Annotated in this window: 17 protein-coding genes; 8 read left to right on the top strand and 9 right to left on the bottom strand. The window is 67.9% G+C overall.

Annotation, left to right across the window (positions count from 1 at the left end; all coding sequences use genetic code 11):
- Positions 1-10 precede the first annotated feature (10 nt).
- From argF to LCL61_RS21675, 4 genes are all read left to right on the top strand, one after another.
- Positions 11-1,012 (top strand): ornithine carbamoyltransferase, encoded by a 1,002-nt coding sequence (gene argF / locus LCL61_RS21690; protein ID WP_340681387.1) that lies wholly within the window; start codon positions 11-13, stop codon positions 1,010-1,012.
- A 2-nt stretch (positions 1,013-1,014) separates the two neighbouring features.
- Positions 1,015-1,935, top strand: coding sequence for a carbamate kinase (locus LCL61_RS21685; protein ID WP_340681386.1), 921 nt, complete (start codon positions 1,015-1,017; stop codon positions 1,933-1,935).
- Positions 1,936-2,821: 886 nt separating this feature from the next.
- The gene (locus tag LCL61_RS21680) at positions 2,822-3,301 is read left to right on the top strand and encodes a DUF6069 family protein (protein ID WP_340681385.1); all 480 of its coding nucleotides are present in this window, start codon (positions 2,822-2,824) and stop codon (positions 3,299-3,301) included.
- Positions 3,302-3,394: 93 nt separating this feature from the next.
- The gene (locus LCL61_RS21675; protein WP_340681384.1) at positions 3,395-3,730 is read left to right on the top strand and encodes a hypothetical protein; all 336 of its coding nucleotides are present in this window, start codon (positions 3,395-3,397) and stop codon (positions 3,728-3,730) included.
- Between the two features lie 8 nt (positions 3,731-3,738).
- Here the strand turns inward: LCL61_RS21675 and LCL61_RS21670 are convergent, their stop codons facing one another.
- Complete coding sequence (locus LCL61_RS21670) at positions 3,739-4,161, bottom strand: pyridoxamine 5'-phosphate oxidase family protein (protein WP_340681383.1); 423 nt, start codon at positions 4,159-4,161, stop codon at positions 3,739-3,741.
- Positions 4,162-4,343: 182 nt separating this feature from the next.
- Between LCL61_RS21670 and LCL61_RS21665 the strand changes: the two genes are divergently transcribed.
- Entirely contained in the window at positions 4,344-6,134 is a 1,791-nt protein-coding gene (locus LCL61_RS21665; protein ID WP_340681382.1) for a GAF domain-containing protein, read from the top strand.
- Positions 6,135-6,365: 231 nt separating this feature from the next.
- On the opposite strand, the gene LCL61_RS21660 is transcribed toward LCL61_RS21665, so the two are convergent.
- Positions 6,366-7,451: an Acg family FMN-binding oxidoreductase gene (locus tag LCL61_RS21660; protein ID WP_340681381.1), complete on the bottom strand. Its 1,086-nt coding sequence runs from the start codon at positions 7,449-7,451 to the stop codon at positions 6,366-6,368.
- Positions 7,452-7,632: 181 nt separating this feature from the next.
- On the opposite strand from LCL61_RS21660, the gene LCL61_RS21655 reads away from it, so the two are divergent.
- A complete protein-coding gene (locus LCL61_RS21655; protein ID WP_340681380.1) occupies positions 7,633-8,295 on the top strand; it encodes a response regulator transcription factor in 663 nt (220 codons plus the stop codon).
- A gap of 6 nt (positions 8,296-8,301) precedes the next feature.
- Here the strand turns inward: LCL61_RS21655 and LCL61_RS21650 are convergent, their stop codons facing one another.
- From LCL61_RS21650 to LCL61_RS21630, 5 genes are all read right to left on the bottom strand, one after another.
- Complete coding sequence (locus tag LCL61_RS21650; protein ID WP_340681379.1) at positions 8,302-10,032, bottom strand: GAF domain-containing protein; 1,731 nt, start codon at positions 10,030-10,032, stop codon at positions 8,302-8,304.
- Between the two features lie 102 nt (positions 10,033-10,134).
- Positions 10,135-11,292, bottom strand: coding sequence for an ABC transporter permease (locus LCL61_RS21645; protein WP_340681378.1), 1,158 nt, complete (start codon positions 11,290-11,292; stop codon positions 10,135-10,137).
- A complete protein-coding gene (locus tag LCL61_RS21640; protein WP_340681377.1) occupies positions 11,289-12,440 on the bottom strand; it encodes an ABC transporter permease in 1,152 nt (383 codons plus the stop codon). The genes LCL61_RS21645 and LCL61_RS21640 overlap by 4 nt, the downstream gene beginning before the upstream one ends.
- Before the next feature lie 10 nt (positions 12,441-12,450).
- Positions 12,451-13,422 carry an ABC transporter ATP-binding protein gene (locus LCL61_RS21635; protein WP_340681376.1) on the bottom strand — a complete coding sequence of 324 codons (972 nt, stop codon included), beginning with the start codon at positions 13,420-13,422 and terminating at the stop codon, positions 12,451-12,453.
- Positions 13,423-14,226, bottom strand: coding sequence for an HPF/RaiA family ribosome-associated protein (locus tag LCL61_RS21630; protein WP_340681375.1), 804 nt, complete (start codon positions 14,224-14,226; stop codon positions 13,423-13,425). It lies immediately after the preceding gene.
- Between the two features lie 132 nt (positions 14,227-14,358).
- On the opposite strand from LCL61_RS21630, the gene LCL61_RS21625 reads away from it, so the two are divergent.
- The gene (locus LCL61_RS21625) at positions 14,359-14,832 is read left to right on the top strand and encodes a GyrI-like domain-containing protein (protein WP_340681374.1); all 474 of its coding nucleotides are present in this window, start codon (positions 14,359-14,361) and stop codon (positions 14,830-14,832) included.
- Between the two features lie 35 nt (positions 14,833-14,867).
- Here LCL61_RS21625 and LCL61_RS21620 read toward each other — a convergent pair whose 3' ends face one another.
- Complete coding sequence (locus LCL61_RS21620) at positions 14,868-15,701, bottom strand: universal stress protein (protein WP_340681373.1); 834 nt, start codon at positions 15,699-15,701, stop codon at positions 14,868-14,870.
- A gap of 231 nt (positions 15,702-15,932) precedes the next feature.
- Here LCL61_RS21620 and LCL61_RS21615 point away from each other — a divergent pair, with 231 nt between their 5' ends.
- Positions 15,933-16,973: a zinc-dependent alcohol dehydrogenase family protein gene (locus tag LCL61_RS21615; protein ID WP_340681372.1), complete on the top strand. Its 1,041-nt coding sequence runs from the start codon at positions 15,933-15,935 to the stop codon at positions 16,971-16,973.
- Between the two features lie 200 nt (positions 16,974-17,173).
- Here LCL61_RS21615 and LCL61_RS21610 read toward each other — a convergent pair whose 3' ends face one another.
- Positions 17,174-17,869, bottom strand: coding sequence for a CBS domain-containing protein (locus LCL61_RS21610; RefSeq protein ID WP_340681371.1), 696 nt, complete (start codon positions 17,867-17,869; stop codon positions 17,174-17,176).
- Positions 17,870-17,886 lie beyond the last annotated feature (17 nt).

Raw genomic sequence — 17,886 nt, 5'->3', positions numbered from 1 at the left:
CGGATCCGAAATGGCCTTCAACCTGCGCAACCGCAGCTACCTCACCGAACTCGACTTCACCAAGGAAGAACTCGTCTTCCTGCTCGACCTCGCCGCCCAGCTCAAGTCCGCGGCCTACGCCGGAATCGCGCAGAACCGGCTGGTGGGCAAGCATTTGGCGCTCATCTTCGAGAAGGCCTCCACCCGGACCCGATGCGCGTTCGAGGTCGCCGCCGCCGAGGAAGGAGCGACCACGACCTACCTCGGCCCCCAGGACGCCCACTTGGGACACAAGGAATCCGCCCGTGACACAGCTCGCGTGCTCGGCCGCATGTACGACGGGATCGAGTACCGCGGCCACGAGCAGGCCACCGTCGAAGAACTGGCCCGGCACTCCGGCGTACCCGTCTACAATGGACTCACCGCGACGAGCCACCCCACGCAATCACTGTGCGACGTGTTCACCATGCGCGAGCACAGCACGAAGCCCCTGCCGGAGATCGCTTTCTGCTACCTCGGCGATACCCGGAACAACGTCGCCCGTTCCCTGCTCGCGATGGGCGCAAAACTCGGCATGGACGTCCGGCTGGCCGGACCCCGCGCGCTCTGGCCCGATGAGGAGCACTTGGCGGCCTGCCTGGCCGAAGGCGCGGCCAGCGGGGCACGGATCACCGTCACCGACGACGTCGAGGAGGCCGTGACGGGCGCGGACTTCGTCTACACAGATGTCTGGGTGTCCATGGGCGAACCCGCCGGCACCTGGCACGACCGGGTCGAGCTGCTGGCGCCGTATCAGGTCACGGCCAAGACGCTCAGCGCCACCGGCAACCCCGGCGTCCGGTTCCTGCACTGCCTGCCCGCACTGCACGACCGCGAGACCGAGGTGGGAGCCGAAGCGTTCAAGGAATTCGGGCTGGACGGTGTCGAGGTCACCGACGAGGTCTTCGAATCCCCGGCGTCGCTGGTGTTCGAACAGGCGGAGAACCGGATGCACACCATCAAGGCGATCCTGGTCGCCACGCTGGGGAGCTGACCATGCGGATTCTCGTCGCGCTGGGCGGCAATGCCCTGCTGCGCCGCGGTGAACGGCCGGACGCCGACCTCCAGCAGGTCAACGTGCGCGCCGCCGCCGAGGCCCTCGCGGAACTCGCCACCGAGCACGAAGTCGTGCTCACCCACGGCAACGGCCCCCAGGTGGGGATGCTGGCCCTGGAAAGCGCGGCGGACCCCGCCCTGACCCGGCCATACCCACTCGACGTCCTCGGCGCGCAGACCCAGGGCATGATCGGCTACCTGCTCGGCCAGGCGCTGCGGAACGTCGTACCCGGTAAGCAGGTCGCCACGCTGGTGACGCAGACGCTCGTCTCGGTCGCCGATCCCGCGTTCGGCGATCCCACCAAGTTCGTCGGCCCGGTCTACACCGAGGAGCAGGCCGCCTCGCTGGCCGCCGAACGTGACTGGACCGTCCGCCAGGACGGCCCGTCCTGGCGCAGGGTCGTTCCTTCGCCAAGACCGCAACGCGTGGTGGAGACCCCGGTGATCCGCGCGCTCGCCGAGGCCGGAACGATCGTGGTCTGTGCCGGCGGGGGCGGTGTTCCCGTGGTACGGGACGAACACACCGGGCGGTTGCGGGGTGTCGAAGCCGTCGTCGACAAGGACCAGACCGCCGCCCTGCTCGCCGAAGCCCTGGACGCCGACGCGCTACTGCTGCTGACCGACGTGCCCGCGGTCATCGACGACTACGGCACCCCGCACGCCACTCCGATCCACCACACCACTCCGGCACGGCTGCGGTCCCGCGATTTCCCGGCCGGTTCGATGGGCCCGAAGGTCGACGCCGCCTGTCGCTTCGTCGAACTCACCGGCAACACCGCCGCCATCGGCGCCCTCGACTCGCCTGCCGCGATGCTGCGGGGAATCGAAGGCACCGTCATCACACCCGACGGCAAGGCGTGAGCGGCGGGGCCACTCAAGCCTCGACTGACACCTTGCCATCGAGAGTAAGTCGAATGTGGCGTGACCGAGCCTCCGCGGTGAAGGACCCCTCCGCTGGGTCAAGGCAGGGAGGCGACAGTCAGCTGCGCTCTGAGTGTCCACAAGGGACGCTTTCCAGCGACGAAATGTCTACCTCAAGGCCATATGCCCGGTTTGGCGAGGGGGTCGCGAGTGACAAAGAGGGTTCTGACCCTCTGCCACGTAGCTTAAGTTGATCTTGGATGGGGGTCTTGATCTTAAGCGGTAAGGGTTGCCGCAAGTCACGCGCTCGGTTGCCCTGGTCAACAGGAGCCGACTGCGCCCCTGAGTGTCCACCAAGGACACTTTTCGCTGACTCAATGTCTGATTGNGTTAGAACCCGAAACGCCACTCACGACCAACCCGACCCACGACCTGGGCCGAAGGCCCCCTTCGTCGCATCAGACGCAGCGAAGGGAGCCTTCACTCCACCTGTCAACCCCGCCCAAGATCAACTTAAGCTACGTGGCAGGGGGTTCTCACCCTCTTTGCCACTCACGACCCCTCACCAAACCGGGCATATGGGCTTTGTCGGCCAGTCCAGAGCCACGCCGCGAAGGCCGTCTCTCTGCTTTGACCCAGTGACGGAGTCCTTCACCGCAGAGGCTCGGTCACGCCATATTCGACTTATCTCCGAAGGACCGTCGCGCTCCCCTGCGCCACGTCCGCGCTCTTCCCCAAGAGGTTCCTACGGGAGGGCTGAGCCGGTGAGCAGCCGGAACGCACGCGCGGCGGCGCACGGAAGCATCCAGGCACGCAGGCCGTTGGTCCCGCCAACGGGGTTCCTCTGCCCCTTCTGCACGGCGGAGCCGACGAGCAAGGTTTCACCATGGACAACGACTTCGAGGAAGAGGATCGACCTACCGTCGACGGAGCACGGCTGTGGGCGGGCGGGGCCGCGACGGCGGTGACCGCCGGCCTGACCGCGATCGTCGGGATCCTGATCGCGCGCGGCCTGGTCAAAGTCGCCGTGCTGGCACCCAGCCGCGAAGGTGCGTGGGGTGGGGCAAGCACCCTCACCTACTCCCTCGCGTCGGCGGCCATCGCACTCGCGGCGACCGCTCTGCTGCATCTTCTTCTGCTCACGGCACCGAAGCCCCGGAGGTTCTTCGGCTGGATCATGGTGCTTTTCACCGCGATCTCCGTCGTGATCCCGCTCAGCCTGGGTGCCGCACTGGACGCGCGGCTCGCGACGGCGATCATCAACCTGGCCATCGGGCTCGCCATCACGATCACGCTGTCCGGCGTCGCGGGTTCGGCCATCCGCCCCCGGCGGACGACCGGATCGTTCGAACACGAATCACCCTGACCCACGGTCAGCGGCGATCCACGTTTCATCCCGGGACGGGCCGCCGCACAGGAGAAGGAGAAACACCATGACACCGAGCGAACAGGAACAGCGATGAGCGGCCGTCCCGAAGTCGCGGACGTCGGCGTCCTGGCAGCCGAACTGCTCCAGCAAGCCCGCGAACACCACTCACGGCGTGCCGCCAGGACCCTGGTGGCAGGCAACTCCCAACGGGTCACCCTCATCGCGCTGGCCGAGAGCGCCGAACTGGCGGAGCACGACTCGCCCCCGGCCGCCACACTGCACGTCATCACCGGAAGCGTTCGCCTGAGCACTCACGACCACGACCGGCTCCTCGGCGGCGGTCAGCTGACCGCCCTCCCACCCGAGCGGCACAGCCTGACGGCGTTCCTCGACAGCGCCGTCCTGCTCACCGTCGCGCTCCGCTGAGCGTCCGGTCAAGCGGTGGTGGTCACCGGCGCGTGCAGACGTCGTCCGGTCACCTTCTCCACCTCGATCCGGACGAAATGGTCGCGGCGGCCGTCGACCCAAGGCGCCAGCCATGTTCCGGACACGTCCACTAGCTCGGTGACGTCCGTGATCAGGTTCGCGTGGCCGACGACGGTCACACTCCATCCGGTCCGCAGCTCGGGATCGAGTTCGTCGGCTTGGAAGGCCACCACGGTGTTGCCGGTCGCGGCGGCGAGTTTCGCCCCGCCGGCGACCCGGATCACGACGTGGTCCCGCTTCAACCGGAAATTGACCGGCTGCACCGCCGGCAAGGCGTCTTCGACGAAGACCAGACGCCCCACCCGCACTGTCCGCAGAAGGGCAAGGCACTGCTCGCGATCCAGGACCTCGAGCTGTTGTCGATCCGCCACGATGACTCCCTGAAGACGTTGAAGAACAAGCACTTTCGAGCATGACCACCGGTTCGCCCACCGGTCAGGGCCGGACGTCCCGGTCTGCGAGGTCCATCGGCGATGACCGTGCTGTTAGTCGCAGCTCCGAAGCGGGTAGCCGTGGTTCAATGGGTCACGCACTTGCTGCGGTGGAGGACAGTGTGCCTGAACACGACATCCGAGCGGATCCCACGGCCATCCCTGCCGACCCGCTTCAGTTCCCCGACACCGGCCGGTTGAAACTCGACCAGGCGATCGACGTTCTGCTGGAGCACGCCCGCACCGTCCGTGACACCCAGGAGCGCCTACGGTCCCTGTTGCGGGCCAGTCATGTCGTGGCCTCCCACGTCGACCTGTCGCGCGTGCTGCGTCATGTCGTCGACGCGGCGAAGGATCTGGTCAACGCCCGCTACGCGGCGCTGGGCGTACTCGGGCCGGACGGAACGGTGGACGAGTTCGTGTACAGCGGCCTCGACGATCAGCGCGCCGCCAGGATCGGGCAACCGCCCCACGGCCAGGGGATCCTCGGCCTGCTCATCACCGAACCCCGCCCGATCCGCCTCACCGACCTGTCCACTCATCCCGCATCGGCGGGCTTCCCGCCCGGCCACCCGCCGATGCGGTCCTTTCTCGGAGTACCTCTGCTCATCCGCGGCCAAGCGTTCGGAAACCTCTACCTGGCCGACAAGCAGGACGAGGACGAATTCAGTGCCGACGACGAGCAGCTTCTGCTCTCGCTCGCCGGGTTCGCCGCCGTGGCCATCGACAACGCGCACCTCTACGAGGAAGCCCGGCGCCGTGCCGCGTGGCAACGCTCGAGCGCCGAGATCACCGCCGCCCTGCTCGCGGGTACCGAAACCGGAGACGTGTTGCGCCTGATCGCCGCCAAAGCCCACGAGGTCGCCCGCGCCGATCTCGCCGCCGTCATACTCCCGGCGGACGAAACCAACGTGCTCACGGTGCAGGCGGCCGCCGGCGAGGACGATGTGGAGTGTTTGGTCGGCCGGCGGTTGGACACCGAGAACTCCTTGTGCGAGCTGGCAATGACCGGCTCACAACCGCTCCTCAGTGAGAACTTGGGCGAAGACGAGCGCGGTCCCTTGTCCGACGAGACATGGGCGGGCAAGGCCGGGCCCGGCATGGTCGCCCCGCTGATGGCCCCTGACCGGCCACCGACCGGCGTGCTGGTCGTGGCCAATGCTCCTGGCCGTCGCGGCTTCCACGAACGCGACCTCGAGATGCTCGCGGCCTTCGCGTCCCAGGCCGCGCTGGCCCAGCAACTCGCACAGCACCGTGCGTACTCCGAGGAGCTGCAACTTCTCGAGGAGCGCGATCGCATCGCCCGCGACCTTCACGATCACGTCATCCAAGAGGTCTTCGCCACCGGCCTGTCCCTGAGCAACCTCGCCTCGGCCGTCGACTCCGGCCAGCGAGATCGTCTGCTGACGGTCGTGCGCAAACTCGATCGGGTCGTCAGCGAGATCCGCGGCACCATCTTCGATCTGCACGCCCCGATGGGAGCGGGCGGGGACGCCGAGCACAGCATGCGCCGGGCGCTCTCCGAGATCGTCCGCACCTCCACCGACTCGCTCGGCTTCACCCCCGTTCTGCGGCTTGACGGCCCGCTCGACACTCTCGTGCCGGCCCGGCTCGCGGTAGATCTTTCCGCGGTCGTCCGCGAAGCCCTCTCGAACATCGCACGCCACGCCCATGCGACCACCGCCACCGTGCAGGTCTCCGCGACGCCCGCCACGCTCACCGCCCGCGTCGAGGACGACGGACACGGCCTCGGCGAGACCACCCGCCGTAGCGGCCTGGCCAACCTCCGCGCCCGCGCGGAGAAACACGGCGGCACCCTCGTCATCGACAGCGCTTCCGGCCAGGGCACTATCCTGAACTGGACGGTGCCGCTGCCCCACGGTGACCAGACGGGGCCGGGCTCGAACAATTAGCTTCCCGGCCGACGACGGGTTGAGCCCGAGCCGTATCGGGTACCTCACCGATCATGTGGATGGCGCTGCTGACCCCGCTGCTGGTCATGGCGTTCGCCTTGACCATGGAGCGCGTCGAAGCGATCGTCCCGAGCCGGGCCGCGCGCTCGATGGACCAGCCTGGCCGGCCCGGTCACCTCGCTACAACGCAGCTACACAGGCGACGTAGCGAAGGCCTTCTCGGGCCGGTGATCACCGGCCACCACCGGCTTCGCCACCCCGGAATCCGGTGCCGAGCAGTTCGTCGATCGAGCGTCGCGGGGAATGCGGGACGGCACTCGAGGGATAGCCNCCGGTGCCGAGCAGTTCGTCGATCGAGCGTCGCGGGGAATGCGGGACGGCACTCGAGGGATAGCCGAATCGCATGAGCACCTGGAGGGAACCGGGCAGCTCCAGATCCTCGGTCAGGGCGGCACGCACCTCGGGCAAATGCAGAGGCTGTGTCAGAACCGACCCGACGAGTCCCTGGTGGACCGCGTCGAGCCAGGTCAGCTGCAACGCCCGCCCGGCCCGAAGATGATCGTGCCGGGTGTCACCTGGTGTGACGAACGCCAGCAACGTCTCCTCGGCCAGCCTGCGCTGGAGAACCTCACGATCAGGCAGCGCCGTCGACTCACGCACCAGCCCCGCCCACGGCAACGAACCCGCCGACCGCACACTCGCGGCCAGGCCGACACCGCTGCGCCGGCCCTCGTCACGGACCGTCCACAAAGCCAGCTCCCGCTGATAGCCGCGGTCGTGCCGGTAGGCCTCGGCGGCGAACTCGAGCCGGTCCGCGACCATGGTCAGCTCGATCTCGTCCAGGACCGGCCTGGCCTGGACACCCTCGGCCGCCGCACCGTCGCGCAGCTCCACGACCTGATGCCTGGTCAGCGACCGCCCCGAAAAACGACGGCGATGACTGTGCCGCCGCTTGATCGCCGAGTAGCGGTTCACCTCCGCGACCGAAGGGGGCAACGGCCCGTCCGGTTCGACGGCGGCCACCACTTCGGGCCGGCCCGGATCAGGGAACACCGCGGTGCACGTCCGATGGCCGAGCACCCGGATGGCCAGTTCCAGATTGGCCAGCGCGGCACCACACGACACGAGGCGGTCACGGCCATACGGATCGTGCTCGGGAAGCTCCAGATCCCGGCGCTCGACCAGGACGAGCAGGCCTTCCTCGAAGTCCAGCCGCCACGGCTGGATGTTGTGCACCGACGGCGCGCGCAGCACCGCGCCCGCCACTACCTCCAGCTCCGCGGGCGACCAGCGCTCCGCCGGCCTTCGTCCGACCATGTCAGTCCTCCCCTACCCCTTCACGTACTTCCACGATGCGCCACCACGCCGCACCGGCAGCAGATCCGGAGGACTCCGCTCACCAGGACCAAATACCCCGCGACAGGCCACGGCTGCGCCGGACGGAACGGACGAGTACGGTCGAATTCGCGGCCGGTACCACGCAGCGGGAGGAAGCGGCATGACGACCAAGGTGTTTCTGGTCGACGACCACGAGATCGTCCGGCGAGGGCTCGCCGATCTCCTCGGCAACGAACCGGATATCACGGTGGCCGGTGAAGCGGCCTCGGTTTCCGAAGCCCTCACTCGAATCCCGAAGAGCGACGCGGACATCGCGGTACTCGACGTCCGGCTCCCCGACGGTAACGGCATCGAACTGTGCCGGGAGCTGCTGTCCACCCAGCCGGACCTGCGCTGCCTGATGCTCACGTCCTACGCCGATGACGAAGCACTGTTCACCGCGATCATGGCCGGAGCATCCGGCTTCGTCCTCAAGCAGGTACTCGGCAACGACCTCATCTCCGCCATCCGCACCATCGCCTCCGGCGGCTCACTGCTCGACAGCCGCACCACCGCCGCGCTGATGAACCGCATCCGCCGCGAACGGGATCGGGACGACCCGACCACCGGCATGTCCGAACAGGAACGCGCGGTCTTCGAACTGATCGGCGAAGGCCTGACCAACCGCGAGATCGGGGAACGCATGTTCCTCGCTGAGAAGACCGTGAAGAACTACGTCTCGCGCATCCTCGCCAAACTCGGCCTCCAGCGCCGCACGCAGGCCGCGGTCCTGGCCACCGAACTCAAAAAGAACTCCGGTCCGTCGCTGTTCGGCGATCGGTAGATCTCGTCAGGACAGGGGCGCGCGCCACAGGACCCGGCTGCCACCACCGGCGACCGGAGTGACTTCCATCGTCCCACCGCACCGCAGGGCACGCTCGGACAGGTTGTCCAGCCCGCTGCGCCGCCCCATCGCGGGAATGCCGGCGCCGTTGTCCGTCACTTCGACGGTGAGCTCGTGACCTGCCTCCAAGCCGACCGTGATCCGGTCTGCGCCGGAATGCCGGACCGCGTTGCTCAACGATTCCCGTAACACCGCCACGGCATGCTCGTGCAACTCCGGACCCACCAGCGTGTCGACCGCGCCGGTGATCCGCACCGACGGCGTCACAGTGGCCTCAGTCGTCACTTCCTCGACCACGTCCAACAACTTCCGTCGCAGGCTCATCTCGGCTTCCGCGCCCGAGGAGTGCAGATCGAAAATCGACGTCCTGATCTCGCGAACGGTCCGGTCCAGCTGCTCGACGGTGTGCGCGACGCGGTTGCGCGCGAAGTCGTCCGCCACACGCGGCACGACACTCTGCAGGCTCATCCCCGTGGCGAACAGCCGCTGGATCACGTGATCATGCAGATCCTGGGCGATCCGGTCCCGATCGGCCAGCACGTCCAGCAACCTCTGGTTCCGCTGCTTCTCCGCGAACTCGAGGGCGACCGCCGCCTGGTCGGCGAAAGACATCAGCATCGGCACCTGCTCCGCCTTGAACTGCCGTGCTCCCTTCTCCCGCCCGGCGATCAGTATCCCGCCGACGACGACCTCTGCTCTGATCAACGGCACGGCCACCGCGGGCCCGGACAGCGCGGGCTCCTCGTCCGTCGGGAAGGCCGCTCCCAGATCGGCGATGAATCTCGCCTTGCGTTCGGTGACGACCTCGTCGAGCACCGCTCGGCCACCGGAGAGCGAATTCCCCAGCAGTGGATCGATCCGCTCCCCCGAGCTCGCGGTCACGGACAGTGATCCCGCGTCTGCCATCCCGGTATCCGTCAGCAGAATCAGCACGCCTTCGGCCTCGGCGAGTTCGCGGACGCGGTCTGTGATCAGGTTCAAGAGCTCGGTCACCGAAGCCCCGCCGAGCAGTTCCCCGTTCACCTCGGCGACCGCGGCCAGCCACCGTTCCCTCGTCCGGGACTGTTCGAACAGCCGCGCGTTGTCCACAGCCACTCCGGCGGCGGCCGCCAAAGCCTGCAAGACGACCTCGTCATCGGCGGTGAACTCGGCGCCACCCCGCTTTTCGGTGAGATACAGATTGCCGAACACCTTGTCCCGCACGCGGACGGGGACGCCGAGGAAGCTGCTCATCGGCGGGTGGTTCGGGGGAAAGCCGACCGATGCCGGATGCGCGGACAGATCCGGGACCCGAACCGGACGTGGCTCGTCGATCAGCAGGCCCAGCAGGCCACGCCCTTCCGGAAGGTGTCCCATGTTCGCCCTGGTCTCGGCGTCGATTCCGACATGGACGAACTCGGACAGACCTTCTTCGTCATCGAGCACGCCGAGAGCTCCGTACTGCGCGTCCACGAGTTCGACCGCGGCCTGAACGATCCGTTGCAAGGTCGAATCGAGTTCGAGCCCGGCCGCCACCGCCAGCACGGCGTCGAGTAGCCCCTGAAGCCGATCGCGGCCTTTCACGATCTCCCCGAGCCGCTCCTGCACCTCGCGGAGGAGCTCGTCGAGCCGTAGCCCGGTCAGCACGGCTGAAGCGGGCGCCGGTCGTCCCTTGGCGGGTTTCGGTTCGGCGGGCATCCTCGACTCCCTCCCCGGCGGAGGTGACGGCATGACGTGGACCGGTTACCCGGAGGGACCGGCTCTACACCACACGGACGCCCGGAACCTTCGCCGCCGGGCTCAAGCGGTCAAGGACCGCCGCAGCCGCAGAGTCGCCGCGCCGAGGAAGAGGGCCGCGAAGGTACCTAGCACCGCCAAGGGCCGCAAGATGTCGTCGAGTCCGCCACCCCGCGACAGGATCGTGGTCCAGGCGTCGACCGCCCAAGCATGCGGCGTGACGTGTCCCGCCGCGCGTACGGCGGGCGGAACGATTTCCAACGGCCAGGTGCAGCCGCCGAGCATGCCCGCCCCGATGCCGACCGCGGGACCGATGGCCGATGCCTGCTCAGGGGTGCGGAACAGCGCGCCGCTCAGCATCCCCGCACCGGCACCGACGAGACCCCACATGAAGGTCAAGGTCACGGCCGCGAGCGGGTCACCCCAGTTCACTCCGAAGAGCAGGCCACCCACCCCGATGATCAGACCGGATTGCAGCAAGGTCAGCGCGAGGTAGCAGAGCGTTTCGCCGAGTATGACCTCACGCGGACGGACCGGTCCGGCGAGGATCCGGGCGTGGATACCCAGCCGTCTGGTCTGGATCAAGGCCGCTCCACCGGCGAGCGCGTTGATGAAGACGAAGAACACGAGCATGGTCGGCGCGCTGTAGCTGAATCCCGGAGGCAGTACGTCACCCGTGCTTCCCACCGTTTCGGCTCGCACGGCGACCTGGGGCACCGTGCGGTCGAGCGAGCGCGCCAGCGGCACCAGCTCGTCGAAGGAAGCAGAGGTCCGGGTCGCGGCGAAGGCCGCGGCCTGGACGGTCGCCGCGTGGTCCGCGACCACCGACGCGACCGCTGACCAGGCCCCCTGCCCGGCGCCCGAAGCGGCGGTGGTGAGTAACGGGAGCTCGACCGGCGCCCCGGCCGTCAAGGTCCGGTCCATCCCGGCGGGGATGAGCAGTACCGCGTCGACTTCGTTGCGCCGCAAGGCGTCCTTCGCCGCCGACTCATCGGTGAACGGACTGGTGACCAGCGTTCCCGCGGCGGCGAGACTCTGGGTCAGCTCGCCGGCGAAACGCCCTTCCGCCGCCACGACAGCGACCCTGAACCCGTTCTGACCGCGCATCACCGCGCCGATCACCAGGATCACGACGACCGGCAGCAGCACGAGGAAGAACAACGCGATCCGGTCTCGCGCCAGTCTCCGGAGTGACACCAACGCGATGGTCACCACGTTCATCTGAATCTCCTCCGGTAGATCGGCACCGTGATGGCCGAGATCACCACGCAGAACAACAAGATCGCCAAGACCGGCTGCACGACGCTGATCCAGCCCGCTCCCCCGGCGAGATCCGTGAAGGCCCGCAACGCCCACCCGTTCGGCGTCAGCAAGGCGAGCTTCCGCATGATCTCCGGCGCACCGCCGAGAAGGATGAAGTTGCCGCCGAGCAGGACCAGCCCGAAGATCACGAGTGAGGCGATGCCATCGGCCTGCCGGTCGTTGCCTGCCACGGCGATCACGAAGGCGGTCAGGCAGACCAGCGTCAGTGCCAGCGCGACGATCACCATGCCCACGGCGAGTGGCGGGCCCCATCCCTGGCCGAGGACCAGACCGGTGACCAGCGCGACCGACGACAGGCTCGCGACGCCGTAGACGAAGGTGGCCAGCGCCTTCCCGAGGAGCAACGCACCGGCGTCCACCGGGGCGACGGCGATCCGGTCGAGGGTGCCGTTCTCACGCTCCTCGAAGTATCCGCGCGCACCGAAACCGATCGCGAAGAACATGAAGAAGATCCCCATCGCGGGACCGTAGTACCCGGCCGCGGTGAGCTGCTCGGTTCCGGCCGCCTTGGGCACGACCTGTTCGGGGAGCCGCAACCCGGCGGTCTCCGATGGATCCACGGGTCCGGCTCCGGCGGCCAGCGCCGTCGCCATCGAGAGGCGGTCCGCGTTCAGCTGAGCCACGAAGGACTCGCCGATGGATCGGGCGACCGTTCCGGCGAGCGGCGAATCGACTCCGGAAAGCACGGTCATCGGCTCAGCTGTCCCATCGTGTGCGGCGGCGGTGAAGCCCTCAGGCACCAAGAAGACCGCACCGAGCTCGCCCTCGTCGACTAAGGCGCGGGCTTCGGCTTCACTCGTCACGGGGACCACGTCGAGTACGGAGTCCAGCTGTGGTCCGGCGAGAAACGCCGTGAACGCCATCGCCAACGCCCCGCCGTCCTCATCGACAACGGCCACCTTGGTGTGGAAGTGCTCCCCTCCCTGGAAGGCGAAGCTCATCAGCAAGGCCACGGCCACCGGCGCGACGAACCCGAGTACCCACGCCGATCGGTCCCGCAGCCGCTGGCGCAGGTCCTTGGCCGCCACGACGAACGCCGCATGCATCTTGGCTCCCTCAGTCTCGAAGTGCGGTGCCGGTGAGGTGGAGGAAGACCGCCTCGAGGTCGGGCTCGGTCACTTCGACCGAGCGCACTCCGACTTCGGACCTCTCGGCCGCGTCGAGAACCGCGGGCAGCATGCGACGGCCCTCGCGCACGATCAGGTGGACTTCGTCGCCCGCGGAATCGACTTTCTCGATGCCCGCGACAGAGCCGATCCGGTTCACCAGCCGGGCCGGATCCCCGTCGGTGGAAAGCGTGATGCGGTCATGCTCGCCGAGCCGGTCGATCAGCTCGCGGCGGGTGCCTTCGGCGATCAGGCGGCCGCGGTCGATGATGCCGACCCGGTCGCACAGGCGTTCGGCCTCTTCCATGTAGTGCGTGGTGTACAGGACGGCCATCCCGCTCGTGCCGAGCGACCGCACGTTCTCCATGATCGCGTGTCTGCTCTGCGGATCGACCCCGACCGTCGGCTCGTCGAGGATCAGCAGCGTCGGCCGGTGCATCAAGCCGGCTCCGATGTTGAGCCGGCGGCGCATCCCGCCGGAGAAGGACTCGACCCGGTCGCCGGCGCGGTCGGTGAGGCCGATCAACTCCAGCACTTCGTCGACCCGCCGATCCAGCGTTTTCCCGCGTAGCCGGTACAACCGGGCGAAGAACCGCAGATTCTCCCGTGCGGTGAGATCCGGATACAGCGCGACATCCTGAGGGACATAGCCGATCCGTTCCCGGGATACCACGGCCCCACCGTCGACGGCTCCCGCGATCGCGATGCTGCCGGCGTCCGCGCGCAGCAGGCCGCACACCAGCCGGATGATCGTCGTCTTCCCCGCGCCATTGGGTCCCAACAAGCCATAGGTCTCGCCCGCTCCGATCGAGAACGCGACATCGTCGACAGCGACCCGGTCACCGAAGCGCTTGGTCAGCCCGGCCACCGCCAGCACCTCGGCATGGCCGACGCGCGGTGCCTCGGTCAGGGGGCGATTCATCTAGACCGCCGGGGTGATCAGGCCGTAGTGACCGTCGTAGCGGTGGTACAGGACGCTGCCCCGGCCCCGTTCGCCGTCGAGGTAGAAAAGGAACGGCAAGCCCGTCAGGCCGAGCCGCTCCACAGCCTCCTTTGTGGACAGCACCGGTGCGGGACGCTCGCTGATCGTGAGGGGGAGTTTGAAGGGACTCAGGCCGTGCGAGCCCGGCGGGACGGTCTGAGCGAGCCGGTGCATGGTCGGCCCGGCGTGGTAGAGCACACTGTCCTGCCCGGTACCGGCCTCGGTGAACAGATGGAAGTCATAGTCGAGGAGGTGCATGTCGACGAACGCCTCGTCGACCGTCGACCGGGCCATCGAGTAGGACTTGTGCCGCACGATCTCTCGTTCCTTCTCCGGCCTCGGGAACCAGGGCTCCCGCACAGCGGGAACCGACTCGTGGCGCCATTCGCCGGGATCCGGAACAGGACGCCCTCCTCGCCGGGCTTCCCAGTGCAGGGCACTCTTCTCCAGTTGCCGCCGGAGTTTCGCGTCCATCCGATCGATCGCCTCGTCCACCGACGGCGCCGCCGCCTGCGCGCGTACCGGCCTGCCGTTCACGTCCAGGACCGCCTGCGCGGTCACCGACTGCTCTCGTGCGGGGTCCCCGTACTTGGTGAGTCGCACCGACGCGGCCAGTACCGGCCGGTGGGCGAGCCTCACCAGACGCGATACCTTGGCGGCCGCGCGGTCCGCGGAATCCGATTCGATATCGCCGCGTACCGCCACCCGCACCTCGGGCGTCGTCATGGTTTCCTTCGTCCGCATCGATCGTCCTTTCCAAAAGTCGGTGCTCTAATCGGTACGCCGATCGACCGGCACGCCACCAGGGACCTAGGACGCCGTGGGACGGGACCTTGGGGTCTCTGCCACGGTGGCCCGGCAGCTGATGCTCGTGTCATGACCTATGCAGTGGAACTCACCGAACTCGACTCCATCGACACCGCACATCTGCGACGCCACACCACGACGGCTGACATCGGCGAGTGCGTGGGGATGGGACTCGACGCGTTGTACACCTTCGTCTCCGAAGCAGGCGCCGCTCCGAACGGCCCTCCTCAAGCGGCCTATCCGGGCGATTTCCAGCCTGGCGAAGAACTCGATCTCGACCTCTATCTGCCCATCGCCGGCGGCCTCCCGCCGCAGCACGATATCGACGTCGTCACCCTTGCCGGCGGGCCTGCCGCCCGCACCTCGCATCACGGGCCTTACGACGAGATCGGTGCGGCGTATGAAGCCGTGTACGAATGGGTTCGCGAAAACGGCCGTCAACCCGCTGGCGCACCACGGGAGCTGTACCTCCGCGGCCCGGACAGCACGCCGGACCCCGCCGACTACGTCACCGACGTCGTCCTCCCGTTACGGAACGAGTGAGCGCGAGCCGACCGGCGCGTGGGCCGCGTCCTGAGTCATCGGGGCGGCCTTCCCGTCTCTCGGACGACCATGACCGGACACTTCGCGTGATGGATCAGGGCATGGCTCGTCGACCCGACCGCCAGAGCGGCGAAACCGCCTCGGCCACGAGTGCCCACGACCACCAGTCGAGCTTTCTCGCTCAGCTCGAGCAGGCGGTGCCGCGGCTTGTCCCTGACGACGACTTGGTCGACAGGTACCTGCGGGTATTTCTTGCGCCAACCCGCGAGCCGCTGCCCCAGAACGCGGTTTTCGGTCTCACGTACCGATTCTCCGGGGAAAGGCAGAGCACCTTCACCGGTGAAGAGTCCCGCGACATCGCCGTCGTGCCACGCATGCAAGGCGACCAAGGGAGCCTCCCGGTTGGAAGCTTCCGCGAAGGCCCAGGCGAGTGCTTCCTCACTCAACGGACTGCCGTCCACCCCGACCACGACCGGCCCGTCGTCACCCGGTCCCCGGACGACCACGACCGGGCAGACGGCGCCCGACGACAGGCGGGCCGCGGACACTCCGGCGAACAGGCCGGCGATCTCTCCGGTGGGAGCGCCGATCGCCAGAAGCCGCGCCGTGGCCGAGATTTCGGTCAACGCGGCGACCGGGCCCGTATCGACTGCCACGGTGGTCACTTTTACCTCGGGAACCGCCGATTCGCAGGCCTCGCGGAACTCGTGCAGCACTTCGCCGGTGATGGCCTCCTTCGCTTTCAACCAGGTGTCAGGCGGAAACGACCGATTCCCGAAGGGACCGCCATCGACACCGTAGGCCATCAGAAGCAGCAGCTCCGTCTTGCACAGCAACGCTTCTTTTGCCGCCCACAACGCGGCCGCCATGGAGTGAGCCGAACCGTTCACCGCCGCGACGACCGGCCGGGAACCGAATGTCGTCATGGAGCACTCCTTCAGCCGACCGGTTTCGGAGACCGACTCCGTCGACGCTAGGCACCCCGTCGCGGTGGTGATGCGGCCGTACGTCGCGGCCCGCAGGGGCTTTGGGCTCTGTGTCGCGCGGCCGCATGGCGACACGCTCGAACCGGCAAACCCTTCCACGAACAAGGAGAAGGCATGAAGGCACTCGTTTACGACGGACCGGGGCGGCGGGCTTGGACCGACCGGCCTCAGCCGGAGCTCGCCGCGGCGACCGATGCGATCGTCCGCGTCGACGCGGTCACCATCTGCGGCACCGATCTGCACATCCTCAAAGGTGACGTGCCTGCCGTGGCACCTGGCACGATCCTGGGCCACGAAGCCGTCGGCACGATCATGGAGGTCGGCAAGGCGGTGACGACCTTGAAGCCGGGCGATCGGGTGCTGATCTCCTGTATCACCGCGTGCGGACGCTGCGAATACTGCCGGAAAGCCGTCTACGGGCAGTGCCTCGGCGGTGGCGGCTGGATCCTGGGTCACCGGATCGACGGCGTGCAGGCGGAGTTCGTGCGCGTTCCGTTCGCCGAGACCTCGACCTACGTGCTGCCGAACGGTGTCGCGGACGAGGCCGCGCTGATGCTGGCCGACATCATGCCGACCTCCTACGAGGTCGGCGCCCGCAACGGACGGGTCCAGCCCGGTGACTGCGTCGCGATCGTCGGGGCGGGACCGATCGGGCTCGCCGCGATCACCACCGCGCAGCTGTTCGGGCCGAGTTCCATCGTGGTGATCGACAAGGAACCCAGCAGGCTCGCCGCCGCGAAGACCTTCGGCGCGGACGTGCTCCTCCAGCCCGGTGAGAACCCGGCAGCGGTCATCGCCGAGCTCACCGGCGGACTCGGCACGGACGTCGCGATCGAAGCGGTCGGCGTTCCGGAAACCTTCGAACTGTGCACGAAACTGGTCCGGCCCGGCGGACATGTCGCGAACGTCGGTGTCCACGGCGCGCCCGCCACGGTGCACTTGGAGGATCTCTGGATCCGCGACATCACCATCACCACGGGCCTGGTCGACACGTCGAGCACCTCGATGCTGCTGCGGATGCTCGCCGCGGGCAGGCTCGACACGACCCGGTTCATCACCCACCGGTTCGGGCTCGACGAGATGGACGAGGCCTACGACGTCTTCGCCCGGCCCCAAGAAAGCGACGCACTCAAAGTCGCCCTCTTCCGCGGCTGAAACGCTGACGGGGGCGTGAGCGGGAATCCAGAGCCGGGCAGGTCCCCAATGTGGCATTGGAGACGCTCAGTGTCACCAATGCCGCATTGGGGACGTCGGACCGCAGCGGCGCGATCCGACGTCCATGCACCACGTCACGTTTGCCTCGCCCCTCCATAGACCGGAAACGCCACTAACGGACGGAAGCGGGCCGCGTTCGGTCACGAACGACGCTTCAACGCCTCGATGACACCTGTACCAACCGGTTCCTCGATCGGCAAGTGGCTGTCGTCCATCTCCGCGGTGAGGTGTTCGCGGACGTCCACCACGCCGTCGAGCCGCCGGATCAACGCCACGATCACCGGGATCATGCCCGTACGTTCGACCTGACCGCGCACCGTGACGACACCGTTGTGCACGGAGATCGACAGCGTGTCCGGATCGATCGACATCGCCCGTTCGACGACCTCGGTGCGGACCTCCTCGCGCACTTCCGGGTCGGATCGCAGAAAGCCGCGCAGAAGGTCTGATCTCCCGACGATGCCCACCAGTTTCGCGTCGTCGTCGAGGACCGGCAGACGATGCACCCGATGGTTCTCCATCAGCCGGATCGCTTCGTCCACCCCGGCGTCCTGTGCCACGGTGATCGCGGGCCGGGTCATCAACTCGTCGGCCCGGCTTCCCTCCACCTTGCGCCGTAATCGGGGCCGGAACCGCAGCAGCCGGTGCTGGATCTCCCGTTCCAGCAGATCACGCTGGGAGACGACGCCGACCACCCTGCCTTCGTCGTCCACCACGGGCGCACCGCTCACTTCCCACGACGCGAGCAGGACGGTGATCGCCTTGAACGGGGTCTCCGGCCGCACGGTGAGCACCTGGCCGCGCATCACCTCGCGCACTCGACGACGTTTGCTCATCTCGCTCTCCTTTCCGA

Source organism: Amycolatopsis coloradensis (assembly GCF_037997115.1).
GTDB lineage: Bacteria > Actinomycetota > Actinomycetes > Mycobacteriales > Pseudonocardiaceae > Amycolatopsis > Amycolatopsis coloradensis_A.
This window is presented reverse-complemented; position numbering and strand designations above follow the sequence as displayed.

Coding starts and splice junctions, on each gene's coding strand:
- argF (WP_340681387.1), top strand. CDS start 11: ATGGCCTTCAACCTGCGCAACCGCAGCTACCTCACCGAACTCGACTTC.
- LCL61_RS21685 (WP_340681386.1), top strand. CDS start 1,015: ATGCGGATTCTCGTCGCGCTGGGCGGCAATGCCCTGCTGCGCCGCGGT.
- LCL61_RS21680 (WP_340681385.1), top strand. CDS start 2,822: ATGGACAACGACTTCGAGGAAGAGGATCGACCTACCGTCGACGGAGCA.
- LCL61_RS21675 (WP_340681384.1), top strand. CDS start 3,395: ATGAGCGGCCGTCCCGAAGTCGCGGACGTCGGCGTCCTGGCAGCCGAA.
- LCL61_RS21655 (WP_340681380.1), top strand. CDS start 7,633: ATGACGACCAAGGTGTTTCTGGTCGACGACCACGAGATCGTCCGGCGA.
- LCL61_RS21650 (WP_340681379.1), bottom strand. CDS start 10,032: ATGCCCGCCGAACCGAAACCCGCCAAGGGACGACCGGCGCCCGCTTCA.
- LCL61_RS21645 (WP_340681378.1), bottom strand. CDS start 11,292: ATGAACGTGGTGACCATCGCGTTGGTGTCACTCCGGAGACTGGCGCGA.
- LCL61_RS21640 (WP_340681377.1), bottom strand. CDS start 12,440: ATGCATGCGGCGTTCGTCGTGGCGGCCAAGGACCTGCGCCAGCGGCTG.
- LCL61_RS21635 (WP_340681376.1), bottom strand. CDS start 13,422: ATGAATCGCCCCCTGACCGAGGCACCGCGCGTCGGCCATGCCGAGGTG.
- LCL61_RS21630 (WP_340681375.1), bottom strand. CDS start 14,226: ATGCGGACGAAGGAAACCATGACGACGCCCGAGGTGCGGGTGGCGGTA.
- LCL61_RS21625 (WP_340681374.1), top strand. CDS start 14,359: ATGACCTATGCAGTGGAACTCACCGAACTCGACTCCATCGACACCGCA.
- LCL61_RS21620 (WP_340681373.1), bottom strand. CDS start 15,701: ATGGCGGCCGCGTTGTGGGCGGCAAAAGAAGCGTTGCTGTGCAAGACG.
- LCL61_RS21615 (WP_340681372.1), top strand. CDS start 15,933: ATGAAGGCACTCGTTTACGACGGACCGGGGCGGCGGGCTTGGACCGAC.
- LCL61_RS21610 (WP_340681371.1), bottom strand. CDS start 17,869: ATGAGCAAACGTCGTCGAGTGCGCGAGGTGATGCGCGGCCAGGTGCTC.